The organism is Microbulbifer maximicatervae (SeqCode) (genome assembly GCF_052467825.1).
The window spans coordinates 4,016,735-4,038,811 of sequence record NZ_CP174327.1; the positions used below are offsets into that span (position 1 = coordinate 4,016,735).

Consider the following 22,077-nt stretch of genomic DNA (forward strand, 5'->3'; position numbering starts at 1 on the left):
AGCGTTATTGCAGCCAGCTTCTAGGCATGGTTTGTATCATTAACCTAAAAGAGTCTATGGGAAGAGGGTCATGATGAAGTTCCAACCTCTTCGATTGCCACTTGATCTGGATAGAAGGCAATACGCCCGTTGATCACCCCGGCAAAGTCAAAAGCAGCTTCATAGGCCCATGCAATAGCTTCTCCGCTATCATCGATTGAGAAGTAGCTGGCATCGCCTTTCAGTGGGCAATAGCTTGTCTTTCCCTCTATAAGGGAGAGGGGAGCAAGAACATCTTCTTTTGGGAAGTAGAATACGGGGTCGAACATATCTTTTGCGAGTTCTGTAACTCTCAAAGCATTTCTACTCTCGGCAATCACCTTGCCACCACGACGCACACGCACTGTCCTAGGCACAATCTTGGCGCGCATAAGGTGTCGGGGTTCTTTCGGGTTGTGGATTGTGTCACTAGACATCGTAACTTCTGGATAGGGCATTGATCTTTCCTTTCAAGGTATTGGCCTGAAGCGATATGCGGGCCGCATTTACCCAAATAGAGATACACACTTATAAGAGTAAGCGAACAGCGAGGCTTCATGTCACCTCACTTGGACTCAATAGTTAGCGCTGATACGATCTTCGATGCATAAATTGTGGACGATTGCCGCCGAATTACGAACTCTCCAGATCCCGTTGAAACAATAGGGTTTGCATGGTCACGACTGATTTCGATGGTATCACCTGCTTCGCACGCGTTAGCCAACTCCCTAAAGTACCTCTCCAATTCCAGCGATAAAATCTGAGGTAGTAACAGTGTAAATTGCTACCGTGTACTCGGCGTACGGGAAGTGGTGACCAATATCAACCAATCCTTCACCACTCACGCATTTGCCCGAGCATCTACACCCCAAATATAGAAACCCTTGGGTTTCCAGGGACAATTCTCTGATTTCGGGATAGGACCCCAAATTGCAGGAAACGTAATCGTCTCAATTAATTAGACTGCCCCCTGGGTTTCCCTTTAATGATTAAGTAGGCTTGGGTGCACTTTTCGTTTACCTACCATCCCGGTAACAATTCTCCCAACTTCCTGCTCAGAGGGAAGCTGTGCTACGTCATACGCGAACCATGCCACTGAGTCTGCATTTTCCACCGCTTTGACTTCAGTGAGTTCTGCCATAAGTGTTGCCGCTGCATCTTGTCCGCGTAACTGATTGAATGCCTGCTGTACAACAAGCTTGAACGCTTGATCATGGGTTTTACCATTGTCCTGATGGAACTTCATCCATATAGCGCCACCTTCACTGATAGCTTTATCCAATTTATCCGCAATACCTTCATCATTAAAATATTTATGATCCACGGTTTGCGCATATTTATGTGTTCCTTCATGGATCAGAGTAACAATGCAGAAAACCTCACCTTTTTCCCAAATTTTACTAAAACTCAAACAGATAGGATTTTGATTGGGCTTCATAAAGCTCCCCCCCTTAAGTTGCCCTCCACCAGCCCATGACAACTTACAGAAGTTTGAAATTGATCTGCCCCAACTTTCCGTAAAGGGCACAAACACAAACCCGGCCGCATTTTTCGAAGGGTCCTCAATACCAAATGGATATCCTATCGTCGATATGGTAGAGCATTGAACTTTACACAAGGTGGGCATCATTTTTACATCCGCACACTCCACATCACCACTCAAGCCTATCTGAGTTTTACTGAGTTTTTGGAGTATCGCATTTACGCAATTTGAATATCTTTGTGGCGGGCAATCCATAGGAAGGCCGAAGTAGTAGGAGACTAAATTTTTAAACTTATCAGGAACCTTATCAGGGTATGTAATCGCTACAGTGCACATATCTATCGCTCGTTTTAAGATAGTCTGTGCTTCATCCAGCCAGTTTTCGAGTGATTTTTTGACCTTCGTTTGAAAAAGTATCGGCGAATTATCCTCTACCAACACGGTAAAACTCACTTCCCGGTTGATACTGCGGCTCACTATTTTTGTCATAATTATTCTCCTGCCTTTTCCTGCTACTTTCAGCGATGGAATTCACTGTTTTTGCTCTGATGCCAAACCAGAGCAAAATAGAATATATAATATTACTTAGCACGTCTGTACATTAATATTCTTAAAATCATTCAGGAATAGCACTTCTTAACAATCCACCTCGGATTAAAGTGTCTTGCAATAATTCTTCTGGAAATTACTCATAGATTAATATTGTGGAGGGATTGAGGTAGTTCGCAGTATTTTGAGTCACTTTAACTGATTTTTGCTGATTTTTAACTGGGCTAGTAATTACTGAACGTCGGCCACTACGAAACCCTGCCTAATCCAGCCCAATTTAGATGTGGTATTGATAAATCAATTTGCAGCAATGACCTGACTGACATAAAAAATCTCAATTTATCAATAAGTTAAACTGTTTCGTCCAATATTCCCCTAGGTTGTACTTACTAAAAAGGGAGAAGGGAAAGATACACCGCGCTTAGGACCCTATGAGGCATGGGTGCCGATTAGGAGCTTACAAGGATGTATTCTCAGCGTGTCTCGAGTGCGATGTATTCTTTCCTTCCACCCCAGTAGTAACTAACCGACCATTCAAACTAGGGCAGTCGCTTATAGGAATAAGCTTTTCCACCTTGACGAAGAATAAACGAGCGGGCAGGGCTCGTATCGCCCTCCTCAAACTCTATAGTCAACCCTGGAACCATCTTCGATGCATAGATTGTGGGCGATTGCGGTCGAATTACGAATTCTCCATATTCCGCTGAAACTATAAGACCTGTATAGCCGCGGCTGATTTCGACAATATCATCTGTTCCGTGCCCATAGCGCCCAACACCTCTCAAAAGCACCTCCTCTGGTAAAGTGATGAAATCTGGGACAGGGACAATCTTGGTAGATACCGTCTGCTCGGGGTTCAAGAAGTGATGGCCAATATCATCCAGACCTTCACCGCTGGCAGTATCTGCCAAGGCAACAACACCCGCTCTCCGCGCTGGGTTAAAGCCCATAAATGTACGCGATCCATCACTGCTGCCATTGGACCAGTAGTAAGTCTCTCCATTGGTGGTTGTCCTGCGCCAACCCAGGGCCATACGAGTGATATCACTGCCTCCCGGCCTATCAATTGACAGCATTAGCCGCGATGCTGCAACCAAATCCTTAGGGCCTCGACCGTTGATAAACAAGTCGAGAAGTGTGAGGAGGTCGTTGGCTGTAGATCGTAAACCGCCAGCCGGCGAGAGCACCCCATCGCTTGTTGGGCCGATCGGGCTGAGATAAAAGTCATGGCCTTGAGCTCGCCGAGCAGACTTCTTGGGATCATCCTCTAAAGTGGTATCACTTAGCCCTAAAGGTCCCGTCACACGATCTTGCAGTATCGTTGCAAAAGAGCGGCCTTCCTTCAAAGCAAGTCCTTGACCTAAGAGCCCAAAAGCCAGGTTTGAATAGCTGAATTGAGTACCCGGGCTAGCTTTCAGATGATAGCTTGGCAAGCCACCATAGAGCTGATCAAAGGAGTAACCAGCGTACTTATTGGGTGCATCGGGCGCTGATGCAGCAAGATTATTTGGTCTTAGAGGAAGAGAAGCACCATGGGTAGCCAGGTCGGCGATAGTGATTTGTTGCCCTTCAAAAGTTGGAGCTTTTACACCGGCTGGTACGTAATCCTGGAGAGGGTCATCGAGTTTCACTCTCTTATGTACAACTTCAACAGCCAATAGCAAGGCCGTAAATATCTTAGTTAACGACGCAATTTCAAAAATCGTATCGTCCCCTAGTTGATAAGTATCCTTGGCTTCAGGCACTCGGACAGTAAAAATTCGACGATCAGAAAAATTTAGGGTACCTGCAACTGCTGCATGTGCCGCGTGTTGCTTAAGAATACGATGGCGAATGAGACGTTGAAGCTCATCATCATTCACCGGTTGACTTGATAAAGCATCTAAAGCGATGAGTGGTCGAGGGACAGCAAATACAGAGGTAGCCCCAAGAAATAATTTTGCGAAATCACGTCGTTCCATGGCAATCAACACCTATTCAAAAACTTTCCAGAGTTTAGTTGGTAAACTTTGACTATCAGAAAGGCATAAAAGTTCTTGTGATAGATACGCTGATCACTAACAGAGATAAACGCATTTTGGGCAAACGGAGCCTAATCGAGGATAAGCAGAGCTATGGAGCTGGTGGAGCAACCAGTAAAGTTAGAACAGTTAGATTCTCAAAAAGAACTACTGCCAATAACCTGTGATGCTGAATAAAGAGGCTCAGGGGATAACCGAGCTTTTTACACTAGTAAAGCACGTTTATAAAAACTCTGAAATGAATTTGATAGAAAATATTAGGTTATTGGTAGAGTCAAGGCACTGACGGAAAGCGAGTTGACACTCCTGAAAATCTCGTCCTTATGAGGCTATTCTCCAGCTGGTAACTGTAATAGATGGAAGGTTAGGATGGCCCGAAAAGTTAAGGGCCCGTCTTCTGCGTTATCCATAAATAAAAAAATAGTTTGGAGTGTATTGGGCCACATCAAACATCTATAGCCCTTCCTAACGGCATTATTAAATTTTTACGATTATGCCAAGGATGTAGAGGTTAAAATGTTGACTAAAAACATTACCCTTTTTTCTTAATAAAATCTCTATGGTTAATAACGACCGTAGAACAGCTATAGCGATTGATTTAAGAACTTATATCTCTGTGTTGTTACTCAGACAGAGCTGCTTCAGTCTCGAAGTCCTTTGAAAGTGGCATTGAAAAAATGGCCCTTAAATCGGGAAAGGGAAGTACGTGGTTTTACTGATGGTTACGTAATAACTCGTAATCTTATTTTTCACTCCATTTTATATATTACTGCCTATCAAATTGGTACATTGGACTCACTACTCTCACTGTCAAGCACAACGAAAAAGGAAATTTTGATGTTGAATCTTAAAACTTTACCGAGTCAGAACGGCAATTCTTGCGCCGCTCACTGCACCGAGATCGCAGTATCAGGATTTGATATCCGTGCGCCAAGGCCACAGAGTTTTGTGGAAGACACTTTGTGGCGCGCTATCAAATGGCAGAATGCGGACCTACCTCCTATGCCAAACGGTGTTGACCATCCCTTAGTGGCGGTCAACAATAGTTCGCCAATGCGTGTGCGAAACTATGTGAATACCCAGTGCGCTGGGCGTACCAGTCGGATTTTATATGACGCGACCCAGAAAGACATGTGCCTTCAATTCGCGCAGCCGGGCAATAGAGTTGATTATAATGCGTTGTTTACAAATCTCATACAGCCAGCTAGTAATGGGGGAATGCCGAGGAACTTGCTTACCGACACCTATTACAATTGCGCTTTTATGATGTTTAGAGGCCCTTCCCCTGGGTCTGCTCATGAAATGGGTTTCCATAATATCCTGGTTGCCAAGGATGGGGCCACAATCAAATATTATAACCCGAATGAAGATCAACCAGTTTGGAGGTCTGATATTGGATGGCGAACGCTGCGTCATCAAAACGCTGGAAGGCATAGTTACGTTTGGAGTGGTATTGCAATCGAAATCACCTAGCAGTTAATGTTTGATGATGCGATCATTAGTATGGATCATGGGGTTTATCCTTGGTTTTGCTTTTAGGTTTAGGTACTTTCATCAAAACCGGTAAACCCTTCTTATTCAAGACGATCTGTCAGATGTGGTCTGATCTTGTCTACATCTTTACACCTTCTTCCAGCTTACTAGCTCCATTATTTGTTAAGAAATACTAAATTCCTGATAGAACTGAGTGTAAGTTACTCATGCCAGCCACAACTAATAGATCGATAAAATAAATTCAATTGTATCCGTTTTCGCAACATTGTTTCTCTATTCGAACTGATTATTGAGTCAATGTGATGTACTAGGATAGATCGCAAGTTTTGGACATTAACCCAACGCTTCAGGAGCTTGAAATGAAAGCAAAACTTATTTTACCAATGATTCTATTAAACATGCTTGGCGGAGTAGGGTCCGGCATCATGATCTATATATCTGGTGGCGATCCGGTTTGGGTCGGCGCACTTTTAGCGACCCTGCCTTTACCATTTTTCTTGATGGTCTTAACAAATGTGTTCAGCATTTCAAGAACGTCAGAAAGATTACCAGTTATTCAAGTCGTTAACTTTATAGGAGTTGCACTGGTTGCATATTCAACTTATTCGAACCAGGCTCCAATATCCTTGCCTCAGTACATTCCTATTGCAGCTGCTGCCCTGGGCTTCGCATCCCTTCACTGGTATATCTGGTCATTCTCCGTCTACAACCGTAAAAAGAGTAAAGCTATATCAAAAGGCCAAAAACTGCCTGAAATGAACTTTAATCGATTAGATAAAACAAGTGTGTCTTCCACCTCTTTTGACGAATCTAAAACACTATTAGTGTTCTTTAGAGCCAACTGGTGCCCATTTTGTATGAACCAGTTAAAAGAAGTGAAGAAGTATGCTGAGACACTTAAGCAATATGATGTGAAGGTAAAGTTTATCTCTAACCAAGGCTACGACAACTCAAGGAAGTTAGCCGACAAGCTTGACCTGCCTGGTCATTTTGAAATTCTTCAAGATGACAACCTAATGGGTGCTAAAGCCTTAAACATTGAAGATATTGGCGGTTCTCCTGCAGGAATGCCTGGGTACCCTAAGGATACTGTTATGGCTACGGTGATAGCACTGGACGAAGGTGGCAAGGTTCTATTCGGAGATGAGACCGACAATTATCGCAGACGCCCAAACCCTACGACTTTCCTGCATGTTTTTGCTGACTCAGCACCACAGCTAGAAAAGGACAAACCAACCTTTAAAAGCATTGCTTAGCGAAAGGCCCAAACTTAACAACCAGTAGGTTTTCGTCAACCAATCTCCCCCTTTCTAGAACTAGAGAGGGGGGTTCTCTTGATGAAATTATTCTGCGATTTCACCTGACACCCTAAATCCTAATCCAGCACGCTTTGTAGAAAATCGATAAAAACTCTCGTTTTCGCAGGCATCGCTCTACCACTGGGAATCAGTGCACTAACCGGTGGACCGGGTACTACTTTCTCAGGAAACAACTCAATAACTTCGCCAGTCTGAATAGAAGAACCGAGAGCAGTATCATATACCTGAGCAATACCCATACCAGCGACTACTGCATCTATCAGTGTTCGTCCATCTCTAAAAATTGCCAGCGGGGAAGGGGAGAATTCAGTAATTGAGTCATCATTTTCTCGAAATGACCAGGCTCTTACTTTTCCTGTAGGCGCTCTGAAAACAAGAGCATCATGCTCTCTCAGCTCCTCCAAATTCTTAGGTTTACCTTTCTGGGAAAGGTATTCAGGCGAAGCACACAAAATACGTCTAGATTCGCATAATGTTTTTGCGACAAAAGAACTATCCTCTAGTTCGCCAATTCTAACAACGACATCCCATTCACCTTTAATAGCGTCCTCCAGGCTATCTGAAAGAGAGACCTCGACCGTAACCTTGGGATGCAACTGCGTGAACCCCTTTAAAGCACTGACAATATTTCGGCCTATGCCTATTGGCAAATTGATACGCAATCGTCCGGCAGGCTCATCCTTCCTGGCATGCAGCAAAAGCCTGGCCTCATTGATTGTTTCTAACGCATGTTTTGCGGCATCCAGAAATATTCTGCCTTCTTCTGTCAGCCTGATACTTCGTGTGGTTCTGTTGAATAGCTTAAGACCCAATTCCTCCTCAAGCTTCTTAACTGCCTTACCAGCGCCTGATTTGGTTGAGTTCAATGACGCCGCCGCCTTTGTAAAGCTTCCGTGTTCGGCTACGGCAATAAATACGACTATTTCGTTCAAATGGGCTTGTTGAAACACAGATTGTGTCCCTAATGGATACAATGAGTTTCAAAATAGCATGTTTATAGCGCAAATCAAAGTAACTAATCTTCCCAATAGTGGTTTGGCGTAAGTACCTGCATAGAGACCAACTGGAAAATTAGCCAGGTCACCTTTTGGTCACATCGAAGGCTTACCCAAAACTCGAGCTTCCAAACTTTAAACCATTAGAGGAATAGGTTATGTCTCTTCAAGACAAACTAGATGCTTTCAAAGAAGTATTTAAGCAACAGGCCCCGGAAGGAGCATTTGAAGCCTTTGCCAGATCATCCAAGGAATTGGCTGCTAGTGGCCAAGTTGAACGCTCGATTAAAGTAGGGGAGAAAGTCCCATACTTTACATTGCCAGATTCAGAAGGTAACGACGTTGCCCTGGAAGAACTCCTTGCCAAAGGACCCGTTATTCTAACGTTCTATCGAGGCGTGTGGTGCCCTTACTGCAATATTGAGCTGCAAGCGTTAGAAGAAGTTGCTGCAGAGATCAAAGCGCGTGGCGCAACCCTGGTTGCTGTTTCCATGCAAGGGCCCGCTGAAAGCCGCAAATCTCAGAGAGATAACAAGCTAAGCTTCCCAATTCTGACTGATCAAAGTGGAAAGCTTGCTGAAAAGTTTGGTATCCGCTGGACATTACAACCTTATGTAATTGAGTTCCACAAGGTGTTCAAAGTCGAACTCCCGACCATCCATCGTGACGGCGAGTGGAACTTACCTATGCCTGCAAGATATGTCATAGATACCGATGGAACAATCGCATATGCGGAGGTGAATCCTGACTATACGCGTCGCCCCGAACCCAGCGACTTATTTCCCGTACTTGAAAAGCTGACTCAGTCTACAACTGCATAGTATGTAAACACCTCCACCTCTTTAGCGCTGACTGGCGCCAAAGAGGTGCAAGCACTCAATGCAAACCGATATCGAGCACTGTAAAACCCAACTTATATGGTAAGACTCATGGTCAATTTTACACGTTACACAATTGAAACCGCACCAGAAGCCTCTAAGCAAACTCTAGAAGCCGCTAAAAAGAAAATGGGATTTGTACCCAATCTAATGGCAACCATGGCCGAATCACCTGTAATGGTAGAGAGCTACCTAACGCTTATGGGATTATTTGATAAATCTCGCTTGAGCGAAACGGAGCGAGAGATAATCCTGATGACAAACAGCCGTCTGAACGGTTGCACCTACTGCATGGCTGCGCATACCGCAGTTTGCAAAATGGCCGGTGTAGATGAAAATGTCATCAAGGCGCTGCGTAGCGGTAAAACACTCGATGACCCTAAACTCGAAGCGCTCCGAGCATTCAGTGTCATTATCAATGAGAAACGTGGATGGGCTACAGGTGAGGAGGTTGAGGCGTTTCTTGCAGCAGGTTATACAAAAGAGACGGTTCTAGAGGTGATAGTTGGAACTAGCCTTAAAGTACTCTCGAATTACTCTACCCACAATCTGAATGTCAGTCTCGATGATGCGTTTTTGCCAATGGCTTGGAGTAAGGATATGGATTCGAATGGTTGAGCGTAACAGCAAATAAACAACATGTATCCGATTCATGCGTCTAATAAAAACTGGGCCTTGGGAAGAGGGCGGCTGTCCAGATCATAAAAGTGACGATAAGAACCCCACTGATTCACCAAAGTAGTGAGGCCCATATAGCCACTATAGGCCTCTACTACATTGCCCGAGATATATTCGTGGTATCTAAGCCCCTAAACAATACATCCTCTTGAATACAGCCTTCTTTTGGCTTATCACAATTACTCCATTTCGCTACGAATAATGCCGGGCGTTTTGGCTTGTCCTCGCACTCGGTCAGGATGATCGCGCTCGTTAAAGCGCCTCAAGCCTTCGGACAGCTCTTCTTTGGATTCAGAGTCGCTGAATAATCGGTTAAAGCACTCAGCCTCAATTCGTAGACCTTCATCAAGATCCTTTCCATAACCACGAATGGCGGCTTCTTTATCAGATTGAATCGCTGGCTGGGGAAGGGTGGAGATATACTGTGCTAGCTCAACGGCACGATCTAATGCGGCTCCCTTTGGCACCACTTCGTTGGCCAATCCAATGCGATAAGCTTCTTCAGCATTAATAACTTTTCCCGTGATGATTAACTCCAGCGCTCGTCCCATACCAACAATACGCGGCAAACGCTGAGTACCACCATCGGCTAAGCCGATATTCCAACGACGACAAGTCATTCCAAAGGATGCATGTTCTTCTACAATCCGCATATCGGCAAAACATGCCCACTCAAAGCCACCCGCATAAGCGATTCCGTTCACAGCCGCAATGATAGGCTTATAAATATCGGTCCAGCGGGATGGACCTATAATGCCTGGAGCTTCACCTCGATTATGTCGGGCAATATCAGCAGGTTCTACAGGACATAAAACAGCCACGTCAGGATCGGGGTGGTTGGTAGGTTCGGTTGCAGCAAGATTGCTTTTCAAATCACCCCCTGCACAAAATGCAGAATCGCCAGCGCCGGTGATTACCGCAACTTTAGCTCCGTCATCGGTACGAAAGCGATCGAATGCATCCACCAGCTCGCGGTGAGCGCGAGTACCAATACAGTTCTTAACCTCTGGACGGTTAAAAGTAACGATGGCTACAGGGCCATTTTGCTCGTATTTAATATGATGATATTCCATATCATAAGACCTTTATCATGTGGCGTTGAAGTAATATTTAAAATCTACCCTTGATACATCAAGTGAGAATTTAATCCAGGTGCCGATTAAGAATGGATCAATATATACCGCAATAAGCTAGTACGAATGAACCTTTTTCAGATAATAAAACTTTATTTGCTACCGTAATAAAAACTTGTACTTTTCATCCTGCAATGATTAGATGGTTACACAACTATTCTAATATCCATTTCTTAAAACTTTAGCATCAATTTAACCTTTGCTCGAGGATGCGACAGGAAAGGCAAAGTGCTCTTTCAGCACCTGTATCAGACTCGAAGACCTTACAAATTTCTGAGGAATGGAAATTTCAGACTAACAACGCTACTTGCAATATTATTTCAACATCAGAAGGGGCTTTGGCGCATATAACAGCTCAAGCTGACAGCCAACTATTTATGACTATTGATATTGACCCATCAATTTTCCATAAGGGGCCAACAGAATTAAAATTCAAAATCAAGGCGAATGAAGTTACTAAAACTGGCCACTTCATCGTTAAGGTTGAAGGCAATGGATCACCGCTTTATCTGTACGAGATGAGAAATGATCCAGTTAGTGGAACCCACGATTGGCGTACAGTTTCCGTGAGCGTCCCACGCCTTAGTAAAGCGACAAATGCAATAGTCGGTTATCTTATGTTTTCATCTGGAGAAGTGTGGCTGGGAGATGTGCAATTATTGCAAGATAAAACTGAGGCTGAATCGAACACGTCCTACGACAAACTCAAAGAATATGCGCTTTCACTAATCAAAGATCACTACATTTTGCGGGACACGATCGATATTACAGAGTTCGAACAATTTGCAGACGACGCTTTTATGGGAGTCCAAAACGATGACCAAGCAGATGCGGCTCTCACCGCATTATTTTCAAAACTCAATCATAGACATCTAATAATTCTTAATCGTGCTGAGAGCTTTGCACATGGGGAGTCAAGACAGCAGAAGAGTGAGTTAAGTTTAGTCGGCAATAAAACTGCCCTAATTTCTCTCCCCAAGAAGTTTGGTTCTGAAGCAGCTCGACAGGCGGAATTCACCCGCACAGACACACTAATCGAGAAATATAGTGAAAACGGAGTACAGAGTTGGATTATTGATTTGCGTGATCAACCAGGAGGCAATCTGGTCCCGCTATTTAATCTTACCAGACAGTTTTTCTCAGATCAGCAGCTCTACTCAACCCAATTGGTTGACGGATCGGAAGAATTTTTCTGGTTAAAAAACGGTAGTGTTGAAGCTGGTAATAGGGCATCAATGGAAAGATCTCTAGCACGGAAAGATAATTCTACTGTTCATGATCCTGTCTCAAAAGCAAGAGTAATTTTACTAATAAGTGATGATACTGGTAGCGCGCCAGAGATGCTCGCCCAAGCTTTTTCAGACCGAGAAAATACTATTCTAATAGGATCAGAGACAGCCGGATTGATGTCTTCGAATCATACATTTGAATTTACAAACGGTACGACCATTGCGCTGCCAATAGGGCAATCAACCTCGATACGCGGAGAGCTAGTATATAAAGTCCAACCCGATATCAATACAAAGCCTGATGAAGCATTAAATGTAGCGCTAAAGTACCTAGAGGACAATCGGCTGTAACCCCGTATCAGATAATTTATAACGAAATAGGGTGGACACAACCCACCCAAACACATGTGACTCAAGGTCAGAGTGGCTCATTTGAATTTAAGTGTGCATTGCAAAGGGCCATTCATCTACCGAGAGGAACGAAAATTAGATGGTGTATGAGTTACCAGTTGGGGCAAGCCTTGAAGTTGGAAAGGGCGAGTAATCGAGGATAATAAATGGATTCGGTTATTACATTTCCTGTAGTGTGCTTTTTAAATGAAAAAATTACAGTGCACACAAAAAGTAGCTTCAAAGCATTAGGGGCTCGTTTTTTGGACGAGCAGACATTTGTCACTCTGGAGAATCGGCGATCAAAAGCAAAAGATGGTTGGATACTTGACTCTAGCGGGAAGTTTGTACCTTTATCTTATAGCGGCAATTTGCGAGAATGGGCTCGTCCTATTTCCTTCCTCTGGAATGCAGTGCTGACTAAGTACCAAGCTAATATGGAGGGGGCTGTGAAGGTAGGCTTTGTACTGAAAGACTTAGATTCGATGTCCAAATCCTCGCCGGGAAAGCTTGGGATGGATTTCAAAAGATTTCTAAGTAAGTATGAGCCTGACCAGTATATTACTAGTGATATACTGAAAGAATGGCCCCTTTAGTTTGATATTTTATAAGCCTCACACGCCAGATATACTCTGTTATTATATTTTGCCCCTCCAAAGAAGCTTCCTCTAAAGTCGGCAAGACCGAAATGATTCAAATTAAGACCAAAGTTGATGATGGTCCTGGTTCTGTGAGGCTTTGTAGTAAGTGCGCAGGGACAGGCATTGATCGACAGTGGAGAGTTTGCGACGGATGTGCAGGAGCTGGAATCTTGGTAGATAACCCAGCCATGTTTGATGTGCAGCTAACGATATTTGCTAACGAAGTTCAGCCGCTCCGGCAGTTCCTCGCGAGCATAAACACCGACCTGGTTAACCTTGTTGTCCAGGACCCAAAACAAACGGGGAGCGTCATGGGAGCACTACAGGAAATCATCGGCGAGTTGGATTGCATCCAGATTAGACCTGAGCACAAGAACCGCTCATACTCAGGCCAAGGGGAGACATGGATATCGGAAAAATCCGCCAAGAAAAAACTTCAAACCTAGGCCCCATCAGGGCTCCTGCTATTTCCGATATTTGTGAATGTCGGATATTTTATAAATACCCGATTTTACGTATAATTTGCCGCATTCCAACAACAACTCCATATATCTATGCCTGCTTCCAACCGGCCACCAGCACCAATCATCGACAACCTGAACAATCTTGAGAATCCATTCCGCTGCACCAGCTTTTCAGCTAGCCGTTATCTCAGCAAGCAGATTCCTGGTGCTGATACCGATCTGGAGTTCACGCTTAAGTTTCTTTACAGCTACAACGGTAGCCAGGCAACGTTTAACAGCTACCGCCGTGAACTTGAGCGTTTGCTGCAATGGGCGTGGCGCATTGAAGAAGTCTCAATAATGACTCTGAAGCGCGAACACATTGAGGAGTTTGTGCAGTTTTGCATTGAGCCGCCAATTGCCTGGATCGGAACTAAGAATGTTGCCAGATTCAAAACACAAAATGGCGAGCGCGTTGTGAATGCCGATTGGCGGCCATTCGTAGTCAGTGTGTCCAAAGTTGAGTTTCGTGCTGGCAAGACGGCTTCCCCCAAGGAGTTTCGGCCATCCCAGGCAGCGATCAAATGCATCTTTACTGCATTGTCATCCTTCTTCGATTTTCTCTATCAAGAAGGCTTGGTCCCAGCCAATCCTGTGGCACTGATTCGCCAGAAAAGTAAGTTTGTTCGACGTGAGCAACAAAGCCAGGTTGTACGTCGAATCAGCAACTTGCAGTGGGACTATGTCCTGGAGACTGCTGAGATCATGGCCGAGACATCACCAACAGATCACGAGCGAACTTTATTCATTATGAACGCCCTATTCGCTATGTATTTGCGAATCTCTGAGTTGGTTGCAGATGAAAGATCGGCACCAGTTATGGGTGATTTCAAGAAAGATCGCGACGGAAACTGGTGGTTTCATGTTACAGGTAAAGGTAACAAAGGCCGGGCGATCACTGTTTGTGACCAAATGTTGAAGGCCTTGAAGCGCTACAGAAATTATTTGCAGCTCCCTGCTCTGCCCAGCATTAACGAGCAGACACCTCTGGTGCACAAGTCCCGTGGCAAGGGACCAGTTACCAGTACCCGACAGGTTCGCCTGATTGTTCAAAACTGCTTTGATGCTGCCCACCAACGGATGGTTGAAGAAGGCTTAGGGGAAGATGCTGAAGATCTTAAGGCTGCCACTGTGCACTGGCTCCGCCATACGGGTATTTCTGAAGATGTGAAGTACCGCCCCCGCGAGCATGTCCGTGATGATGCGGGCCATGCAAGTATGGCTACGACCGATCGCTACATTGATTCCGATATGCGAGAGCGACATGAGAGCGGGCGGAGTAAGCGGGTAAAGGAAGAGCGGTAATACTACCGCCCTACCCCTACCCTCATATAAATGAAATAGCTTGACCCGCAATAGATACGATATATCATTGCACACCATCTGATTAACCTAGTACACATGGATGAATACTCAGAGTGCGGAGAGGCTAATGGCACATACAAACAAACTCCCAGTCACCGTCCTTTCAGGTTTTCTAGGTGCCGGTAAAACTACCGTACTTAGCCACATACTGAACAATCGCGAAGGCAAAAAAGTTGCTGTAATCGTCAATGACATGAGTGAAATCAATATTGATTCGACGAAAGTACAGAGCGAAGTTTCTCTTAACCGTAGTGAGGAGAAGCTTGTTGAAATGAGTAATGGCTGTATTTGCTGCACTCTGCGGGAAGACCTTCTGGAGGAAGTCACTAAGCTTGCGCAGGAAGGACGGTTTGATTATCTCGTTATTGAATCAACAGGGATTTCTGAACCCTTACCCGTTGCAGAAACCTTCACTTTTGCCGACGAAAATGGTGTTTCTCTCTCTGATGTTGCCAGTTTGGACACAATGGTGACGGTGGTCGATGCAGTCAATTTTTTAAAGGACTATGACGAGGCCGTATTTTTACAGGATGCTGGTGAATCATTAGGCGAAGACGACGAACGCAGTGTAACTGACTTGCTGATCGACCAGGTCGAGTTCGCAGATGTCATTCTGATCAGTAAAACAGATTTAGCTGGCCCTTCTGATGTTGAGCGCCTAGAGGCCATTCTGCGAACTCTAAATACGCAGGCAAAAATAGTTCCGGTCTCTCAAGGGCAAGTCGATATTGACGAGGTTCTAAGTACCGGCTTATTTAACTTCGAGCGCGCGCAGCAAGCACCTGGTTGGCTTAAAGAGATGCGAGGTGAACATATTCCTGAAACGGAAGAGTATGGCATTAGCAGTTTCAGCTACGAAGCACGTAGACCCTTCCATCCAGAAAAATTTCATCAATTTCTGCACAATACTGAGAGGCACGGCAAGTTAATTCGTTCCAAAGGGTATTTTTGGCTGGCGTCCCGCCCTGATTTTGCAGGCGAATGGAGTCAAGCGGGAGGCATTGCCCACTATGGTTTCGCTGGGATGTTCTGGAAAGCTATACCCAAAGAAAACTGGCCCACAGACGAAAATTATCGCAGCTCCATTGAAAAACAATGGGTAGAACCCTTTGGTGATATGCGGCAAGAACTAGTATTTATTGGCCAGAGTTTGAATCAAACCAGCATGACAAAAGCGCTTGATGACTGCCTGCTAAGCGAGGACGAAGTGCTACGAGGCAAAGAATACTGGGCGACATTGAATGATCCATTTCCCGCATGGGAACAAGGATGAATATTAACCTCACCCCTGTACTTGACTAGATCCTTTAGTGGGAAAGTGTAAAAGACCGACGAAATGTCGGTCTTTTATTAAGCTAGCGCCTTTCGACAGTTCAATTCTCTATAGCGGCCTCAACGGCTGCCGCCGCATCAACAATGCCTGACCCACAGCGCCGACATGAGCCTGTAAAACTTCGGGCTGTACTGGTTAGGATGGATTCAACCTCATCTGGTGTAACATCGGGCTTGACTGAATATATAAGTGCGGCTGTACCGGCAACATGTGGAGCGGCCATGCTGGTGCCGGCGTAGTAAGCGAAGCTATCACTACCGGGAGTTCGCGCGCCGCTGTTTAATGTAGAGAGAACGCCATCGGATTCCACCGAGTTAGTTTCACCTCCGGGGGCAGCGACATCGACCACATTGCCGTAGTTGGAGTAGTAAGCAAGTCCTCCGGAGCGGTTGGTCGCGGATACTGTAATGACTCCTGAACAGTTAGCCGGCGAAAACCAGAAGGCATTCCGCCCAGAGTTACCTGCGGCAACAACAACTGTGGCGCCCAGGCTACGGGCTGTATTGATGGCACTTTGAGTTGTGCTTCCACAGAGGCCAAAGCCCCCCAGGCTCAAGTTCAACACTTGAGCCGGAGTTTCATTGGCTGGTGCACCACTAACCGAGCCGCCAGCGCTCCAGACAATGCCATCAGCAATATCAGATGTGTAACCGCCGCAGCGGCCGAGTACTCGAACGGGGAGCACTTTTGCTTTATGGGCTATCCCAGCGATACCCATATTGTTGTTGGTGACGGCAGCAATGGTGCCGGCCACATGAGTGCCATGCCAGCTGCTATCAAATTCGGGATACAGTGGGTTTCCGCAGTAACTATCGGTATACCAATCCCCGGGATCACTGGCATCACTATCACGGCCATCCCCATCTACAGCGATATCGGAATCCGAAATCATGTCGTAACCAGGCAGCAAGTTGTCCATGAGGTCTGTGTGAGCGAGATAACCGGTATCAATAACTGCTACTACCACGCCCTCCCCCTGAGTTATATCCCAGGCTGCGGGCAAATTCAGTCCACCATCAGCTTCAAAGTAGTGCCACTGGTCGTAATAGCTGGGGTCATTAGGGACCGCCATAGGGTGCATCATCAAGTCGGGCTCAGCGTACTCAATATTGGGGTCTTGTTTTAGGCGGTTGATTATCAGGTTGATCTCGGCTTGGCTTTTTCGGCTCCCCAGGTGCATGACTTGTGCACCCGTCGCCATGCGCCGCAAGTGGCGCAAGTTGTGGCCCGCACGGCGAGAGGCTTTCTCCACAGTTTCCTGAGTCATGCTCGCTGACCGTCCGATCGTGGAATCCTGCTTGTATTTCACAATGATCCGGTCAGTTGTTGGGGAGCTACTTAGGTTATCCATTTGGGTGGCGAAGGAGCCTGTACATAGAAGTGAAAACACACCTGCTAGAGTGGATTTTTTCAACAGTGACTTCATTATTGTTATCTCTCCATGATGATTTAGCCGACGGGGTGTAACATCCTAACCATTAGTACCACTGTCCCTGTTGTGACAGGGCACGTTAGGCTTTACGCAAGATATATGCCTGAGCAAGTCATGGCTGGATATCGAGACAAAATTAGTACCAGTGTTTCAATTTTGCCCACAGGGATAGTAGTGGCAACCGATGTATCCTTCTTAGGTGATTGCCGGCCTCTTTCTATTCTTGTGACAGCCTCCACCTAAACAAACTTATTTATCTGTCTTTGCACCGATATAGAGATAACTAAGGGCTTTCCAATCACTGTGCACAGAAAGGCTGCAAAATACTTTTCGAAATTTATCAACTTTAAAGAAAAGGCTGGAGCTTGAAGTTAATCCACTCTGATAAAACGAGCTTTAATCGAGCAATGGAAATGATCATCACAGAATTGGTGATATTGCCGGCAATATAACTGGGAAAGGATTCTGCGGAGATCAACGTGTTAAATGAAAATGCCAGTCAGCTTAACTGACTGGCATTATTTGAGTAGAACAGCTATCAACCCACCCCACAGGAACCTGTCGAGTGGGAGTTGGCCCATTTACTCAGTACTAGCACTCAAAGAAACTCCAGAGTAGTCAGAGTAACCGCGGATACTGATATACCAGGTACCTGCGTCTGGATTGCTGATGCTGCAGCTTTCATCATTACCCCACTCGTAAGGACGACAATCGTACGCTGTGCGGGTGGGCTCTTGGCCAAAACGAACATAGAGGTCTGCATCCCCACTGCCACCAGACATTACGGCGCTCAGTGTTGAAGCTCCGCTATCAACGTCGATAGTGAAGTGCTGCCAGCTGTTGCGGGAACCACTGAGATTTGTCTCTTCCCAACTGTCGCTACCGCCACCGCCGCCACCACCTGCGGTGTAGCTGCCTACGAGGCTAACGTTAGAAAAAGAACTATAGCCTCGCACCATGACGTGATAGGTCCCTCCCTGTACGTTAGCGATATCACAGGTTTCATTATTGCCTGAGGTGTAGGGCCGGCAATCATAGGTGCTGGTTGTTGGTGCGCTACCGTAACGAACGTAGAGGTCAGCATCACCGCTTCCGCCAGACATTACAAAAGACAAGTCTGTAGCATTTGCAGGTACATCCAGCGTGAAGTCAATTTCTTCACCACTATTACCTTCAATACCCGTCTCAGCAACACCGTTTTCAAGTTCACCACCGTCGTTACCGCCACCACCACCACCGCCGCCGCCACCATTGGCCGAGGCTACGGCCGCTGCTGCATCGACAATACCTGAGCCACAGCTGCTGCAAGAAGCCGGGAAGCTCCGTGCGGTACTGGTGAGGATTGATTCAACTTCATCTGGGGTCAAGGTAGGGTCTACAGAGTAGAGCAATGCTGCGGCACCGGCCACATGAGGCGCCGCCATACTGGTGCCCTGGATGTAATAGTAACTATCACTGCCTGGGTCAGTAGCACCATTGTTATAGGTAGAGAGGACGCCGTCGGAGTCATTGGCGAAGCTCTGTGCTCCACCCGGTGCTGCAACATCTACTACATTGCCGTAGTTAGAGTAGTAAGCACGACCGCCACTGCGATTAGTCGCAGCCACTGAGATCACCCCATCACAACTGGCAGGAGTAAATTGGCTTGCATTAGCATTGCTATTGCCAGCGGCTACAACAACCGTGGCACCGAGACTGCGGGCAGTATCGATGGCATTTTGTGTAGTAGTACCACAGCTTCCGCTGCCGCCAAGACTGAGATTGAGTACGTCGGCGGGATTCGCATTGGCTGGCAGGCCACTGACAGAACCGCCAGCCCCCCAAATGATCCCGTCAGCAATATCTGACGTATAGCCACCACAACGGCCGAGCACACGGACAGGAACGATCTTGGCCTCATAGGCAACACCAGCGATACCAAGATTATTGTTGGTAACGCCAGCGATAGTGCCGGCAACATGGGTACCGTGCCAGCTACTGTTGCTTGAGGAGCTATCTCCACAAGTACCAGAGCTATACCAATCACCCGGATCGGTGGCATCGCTATCGCGACCATCGCCATCTACGGAAACGAAGGTATCGTCGATCATGTCGTAGCCCGGCAAAATGTTGGCTGCCAGGTCTGCATGGGGTCGATAACCAGTATCGAGTACCGCGACCACAGCCCCGTTACCCGCAGTGGTATCCCAGGCTGATGGAAGGTTCAATCCGCCAGTGGACTCGTAGTAGTGCCACTGGCTCAGGTAGCTCGGATCATTGGGCGCAGCCACCGCTTTCATGATTAGATCCGGCTCTGCGTATTCCACGTCCGGGTCCTGTTTCAGGCGCTCAATTATTGCGTTTACTTCGGCTCTGCTTTTGCGGCCTTCGAGGCGCATTACTTGAGCACCGGTGGCCATACGACGCATGTGGCTCATTTTGTGTCCGGCACGGCGAGAGGCTTTTTCCACAGTTTCCACTGCCATAGTGGAAGCCAGGCCAACCTTGGCACTTTCCTTATATTTCACGATGATGCGATCAGTCAGCAGTGTGTTGCTCGCCTCATCTGCATGGGCAGCGAAAGGCGCTGTACACAGTAACGAAAATGCACTTGCCAGAGCTGTCTTTTGCAAAATAAATTTCAAAGATAAGTTCATTATTGTGGTTTCTCCGAAGTTATATTTATCCCAATACCAAAAAATAATTCGATATTGGCTACTCCTAAACCGCCCCACTATGGCTAAATAAATTCGATAAAGGGAAAGCCCAAAAACTGCTGAATTTAGGATCATTTAGTTAGCTTGAGCGAAATTGGTACCATTGTTTCAAATTGGTACAAATGTATAACGACTTGGAAAATATTGTCCTCAATAGAGATCTTGAAACTCACGTGGCTTGCGATGACAAGTTTTAAATCTCTATAAAAAACTTAGGTAATAAATATTTTTCCGCAAAAAAGTGTGGAATGGTTCACGGGAGACACCACCAAAGAGGATTAACAGATCACTTATGACAAAAAATACGGCCTTATCCCTCAAACATAAAGCAATGTTATATCACATCAAAAATATTTTATTTAACTATGACTTTTGATGACTGGTAAGTTGATTCAATGAGGGATGGGCGCTCTTGCGAGTATGAAAGAAAAGAAAAAATCTACTACTTTAATCGGCGCTAGTTATCAGCCTCTTACTTGAGCTAACCATTCACCGTTTGACAAATCGGCAGCAAATCTAATCCCTCCGAGTTGTATAATTGCTATATCTTGACCTTTATAAGTGTTCTTTCGCCAGTGAAATTATACGATTACACCTGGCTATCGCTTTATAGGCATAGGCCTCTTTGCTGTCACGAGAACTATCAAGCTCAGAGAGAACACTCTTTTTAAGAGCAGTAGCCACTTCAATCGCAAGAGGATACTTTTTGTGGTTTAAACAATGCCGACAAAAAATTGTTTCAGGCGTATCTTCGCTATCAATGTTTAAATACCCCAAGTCGCGCACATCCTTGTGAAGACCTTGGATAACTTCAAAAGATAAGCCTTTCTCTGAGAGCAATAAGAATTTCATTTCAGCGATACGCCGCTTTGTTTCTAATACTAAATCTGGATATTCTTGAATATGCGGGGTAAGTGTGCATTCAACCTTGTCAAACTCAGTAACTATCTCATCATAACCAAGGTCTTTTACCTTTAGATATGCTTCCGTCAAAAGGTTACACAATCCTCTAGATAACTCGTCTTTGCGGAAGCTGCTGACCACTTAAAAATTCTCCGTAATTACATTACCTATCGTAAGAGCCTTAGAACTAATCAGATTGATCCGCTTTATATCTCAAACAGACTCCTCCATATACGCTTGAGATATATCAACCAGTATCAGACTGATGAAAAAATAATGTGCTGGTTCTCTCTGGCTTCCAACCTTTTATGAATGGCTAGTCGTCATATAGGTGTCTAATCTAGTGCCATGGAGACACCGACTGCCACACCTGTCCCTTTGTTATAACTTGTGAGGTTTGATATGAGAAAAGCAACTGGAGAAGCGGTAGGCACACAATCCAGGCTAGCCGCCCCGTCTGATTTAAGTGAGAGTGCGAGGGCCAGCATTACTATCGCCGTTAATACCCTGCTGGCAGATACTTTCAGCCTATATATGAAGACCAAGAACTTTCACTGGCATGTCAGCGGCCCCCACTTCAGGGACTATCATTTGCTTTTCGATGATCAAGCCGAGGAAGTATTCGAGATGACTGATGCCCTGGCGGAGCGCGTGCGCAAACTGGGAGGCACTACACTTCGCTCCATTGGCCATATCGCTAAGCTACAACGATCTTCAGATAATGATGCCGAGTATGTAGATCCGCAAGATATGTTGTTAGAGCTAGGCGAAGACAACCGGGAAATGATCGCAAGTATGCGTAAAGTTCACGAACTTTGTGATGAGCACAGAGATATTGCTACAGCAAGCTTGCTGGAAGAGTATATTGATCAGGCGGAAAAGCGGTCATGGTTTTTGTTTGAGGCTAGTCGCAGCTCTGGTTTAACACACCACTGAGCCCTGTGGCCCAAGCTTGATCTGGCAGACAGCGCTACTTTTTGAATTACCCTGTCAGATCAAACTCAGCCTATACGACTT

General features: G+C 45.7%; 18 protein-coding genes. 10 read left to right on the top strand and 8 right to left on the bottom strand.

All coding sequences use genetic code 11. The features are described from left to right. Positions 1-68: 68 nt before the first annotated feature. The 3 genes from ACJJII_RS17980 to ACJJII_RS17990 form a co-directional block, all read right to left on the bottom strand. Positions 69-476: a DUF427 domain-containing protein gene (locus tag ACJJII_RS17980; protein WP_444908262.1), complete on the bottom strand. Its 408-nt coding sequence runs from the start codon at positions 474-476 to the stop codon at positions 69-71. A 524-nt stretch (positions 477-1,000) separates the two neighbouring features. Then, a complete protein-coding gene (locus ACJJII_RS17985; protein WP_444917183.1) occupies positions 1,001-1,990 on the bottom strand; it encodes a hypothetical protein in 990 nt (329 codons plus the stop codon). 599 nt (positions 1,991-2,589) lie between these two features. Beyond that, positions 2,590-4,011, bottom strand: coding sequence for a serine hydrolase domain-containing protein (locus ACJJII_RS17990; protein WP_444917184.1), 1,422 nt, complete (start codon positions 4,009-4,011; stop codon positions 2,590-2,592). Between the two features lie 717 nt (positions 4,012-4,728). Here ACJJII_RS17990 and ACJJII_RS17995 point away from each other — a divergent pair. Then, positions 4,729-5,544: a hypothetical protein gene (locus tag ACJJII_RS17995; RefSeq protein WP_444917185.1), complete on the top strand. Its 816-nt coding sequence runs from the start codon at positions 4,729-4,731 to the stop codon at positions 5,542-5,544. Positions 5,545-5,924: 380 nt separating this feature from the next. Then, entirely contained in the window at positions 5,925-6,821 is an 897-nt protein-coding gene (locus ACJJII_RS18000) for a TlpA family protein disulfide reductase (RefSeq protein WP_444917186.1), read from the top strand. A 119-nt stretch (positions 6,822-6,940) separates the two neighbouring features. Here ACJJII_RS18000 and ACJJII_RS18005 read toward each other — a convergent pair whose 3' ends face one another. After that, positions 6,941-7,834, bottom strand: coding sequence for a LysR family transcriptional regulator (locus tag ACJJII_RS18005; protein ID WP_444917187.1), 894 nt, complete (start codon positions 7,832-7,834; stop codon positions 6,941-6,943). Positions 7,835-8,037: 203 nt separating this feature from the next. On the opposite strand from ACJJII_RS18005, the gene ACJJII_RS18010 reads away from it, so the two are divergent. After that, complete coding sequence (locus tag ACJJII_RS18010) at positions 8,038-8,700, top strand: peroxiredoxin-like family protein (protein ID WP_444917188.1); 663 nt, start codon at positions 8,038-8,040, stop codon at positions 8,698-8,700. 108 nt (positions 8,701-8,808) lie between these two features. Next, a complete protein-coding gene (locus ACJJII_RS18015) occupies positions 8,809-9,375 on the top strand; it encodes a carboxymuconolactone decarboxylase family protein (protein WP_444917189.1) in 567 nt (188 codons plus the stop codon). A 239-nt stretch (positions 9,376-9,614) separates the two neighbouring features. Here the strand turns inward: ACJJII_RS18015 and ACJJII_RS18020 are convergent, their stop codons facing one another. Further along, entirely contained in the window at positions 9,615-10,508 is an 894-nt protein-coding gene (locus ACJJII_RS18020) for an enoyl-CoA hydratase/isomerase family protein (RefSeq protein ID WP_444917190.1), read from the bottom strand. Positions 10,509-10,777: 269 nt separating this feature from the next. On the opposite strand from ACJJII_RS18020, the gene ACJJII_RS18025 reads away from it, so the two are divergent. The 5 genes from ACJJII_RS18025 (at position 10,778) to zigA (ending at position 15,969) form a co-directional block, all read left to right on the top strand. After that, a complete protein-coding gene (locus ACJJII_RS18025; protein WP_444917191.1) occupies positions 10,778-12,148 on the top strand; it encodes a S41 family peptidase in 1,371 nt (456 codons plus the stop codon). Positions 12,149-12,354: 206 nt separating this feature from the next. Next, entirely contained in the window at positions 12,355-12,783 is a 429-nt protein-coding gene (locus ACJJII_RS18030) for a hypothetical protein (RefSeq protein ID WP_444917192.1), read from the top strand. Between the two features lie 92 nt (positions 12,784-12,875). Next, positions 12,876-13,274 carry a hypothetical protein gene (locus ACJJII_RS18035; protein WP_444917193.1) on the top strand — a complete coding sequence of 133 codons (399 nt, stop codon included), beginning with the start codon at positions 12,876-12,878 and terminating at the stop codon, positions 13,272-13,274. A 108-nt stretch (positions 13,275-13,382) separates the two neighbouring features. Further along, the gene (locus ACJJII_RS18040) at positions 13,383-14,636 is read left to right on the top strand and encodes a tyrosine-type recombinase/integrase (protein ID WP_444917194.1); all 1,254 of its coding nucleotides are present in this window, start codon (positions 13,383-13,385) and stop codon (positions 14,634-14,636) included. Between the two features lie 127 nt (positions 14,637-14,763). Beyond that, positions 14,764-15,969, top strand: a complete 1,206-nt coding sequence (zigA, locus tag ACJJII_RS18045; RefSeq protein WP_444917195.1) for a zinc metallochaperone GTPase ZigA — start codon at positions 14,764-14,766, stop codon at positions 15,967-15,969. Positions 15,970-16,069: 100 nt separating this feature from the next. On the opposite strand, the gene ACJJII_RS18050 is transcribed toward zigA, so the two are convergent. The 3 genes from ACJJII_RS18050 to ACJJII_RS18060 all read right to left on the bottom strand — a co-directional run bounded on the left by ACJJII_RS18050 (position 16,070) and on the right by ACJJII_RS18060 (position 21,201). After that, positions 16,070-17,455 (bottom strand): S8 family peptidase, encoded by a 1,386-nt coding sequence (locus ACJJII_RS18050; protein WP_413662043.1) that lies wholly within the window; start codon positions 17,453-17,455, stop codon positions 16,070-16,072. 587 nt (positions 17,456-18,042) lie between these two features. Further along, positions 18,043-20,097, bottom strand: a complete 2,055-nt coding sequence (locus tag ACJJII_RS18055; RefSeq protein WP_444917196.1) for a S8 family peptidase — start codon at positions 20,095-20,097, stop codon at positions 18,043-18,045. A gap of 615 nt (positions 20,098-20,712) precedes the next feature. Continuing rightward, positions 20,713-21,201: a hypothetical protein gene (locus ACJJII_RS18060; RefSeq protein WP_444917197.1), complete on the bottom strand. Its 489-nt coding sequence runs from the start codon at positions 21,199-21,201 to the stop codon at positions 20,713-20,715. 261 nt (positions 21,202-21,462) lie between these two features. On the opposite strand from ACJJII_RS18060, the gene ACJJII_RS18065 reads away from it, so the two are divergent. After that, positions 21,463-21,996 (top strand): Dps family protein, encoded by a 534-nt coding sequence (locus ACJJII_RS18065; RefSeq protein ID WP_444917198.1) that lies wholly within the window; start codon positions 21,463-21,465, stop codon positions 21,994-21,996. The last annotated feature ends 81 nt before the right edge of the window (positions 21,997-22,077 follow it).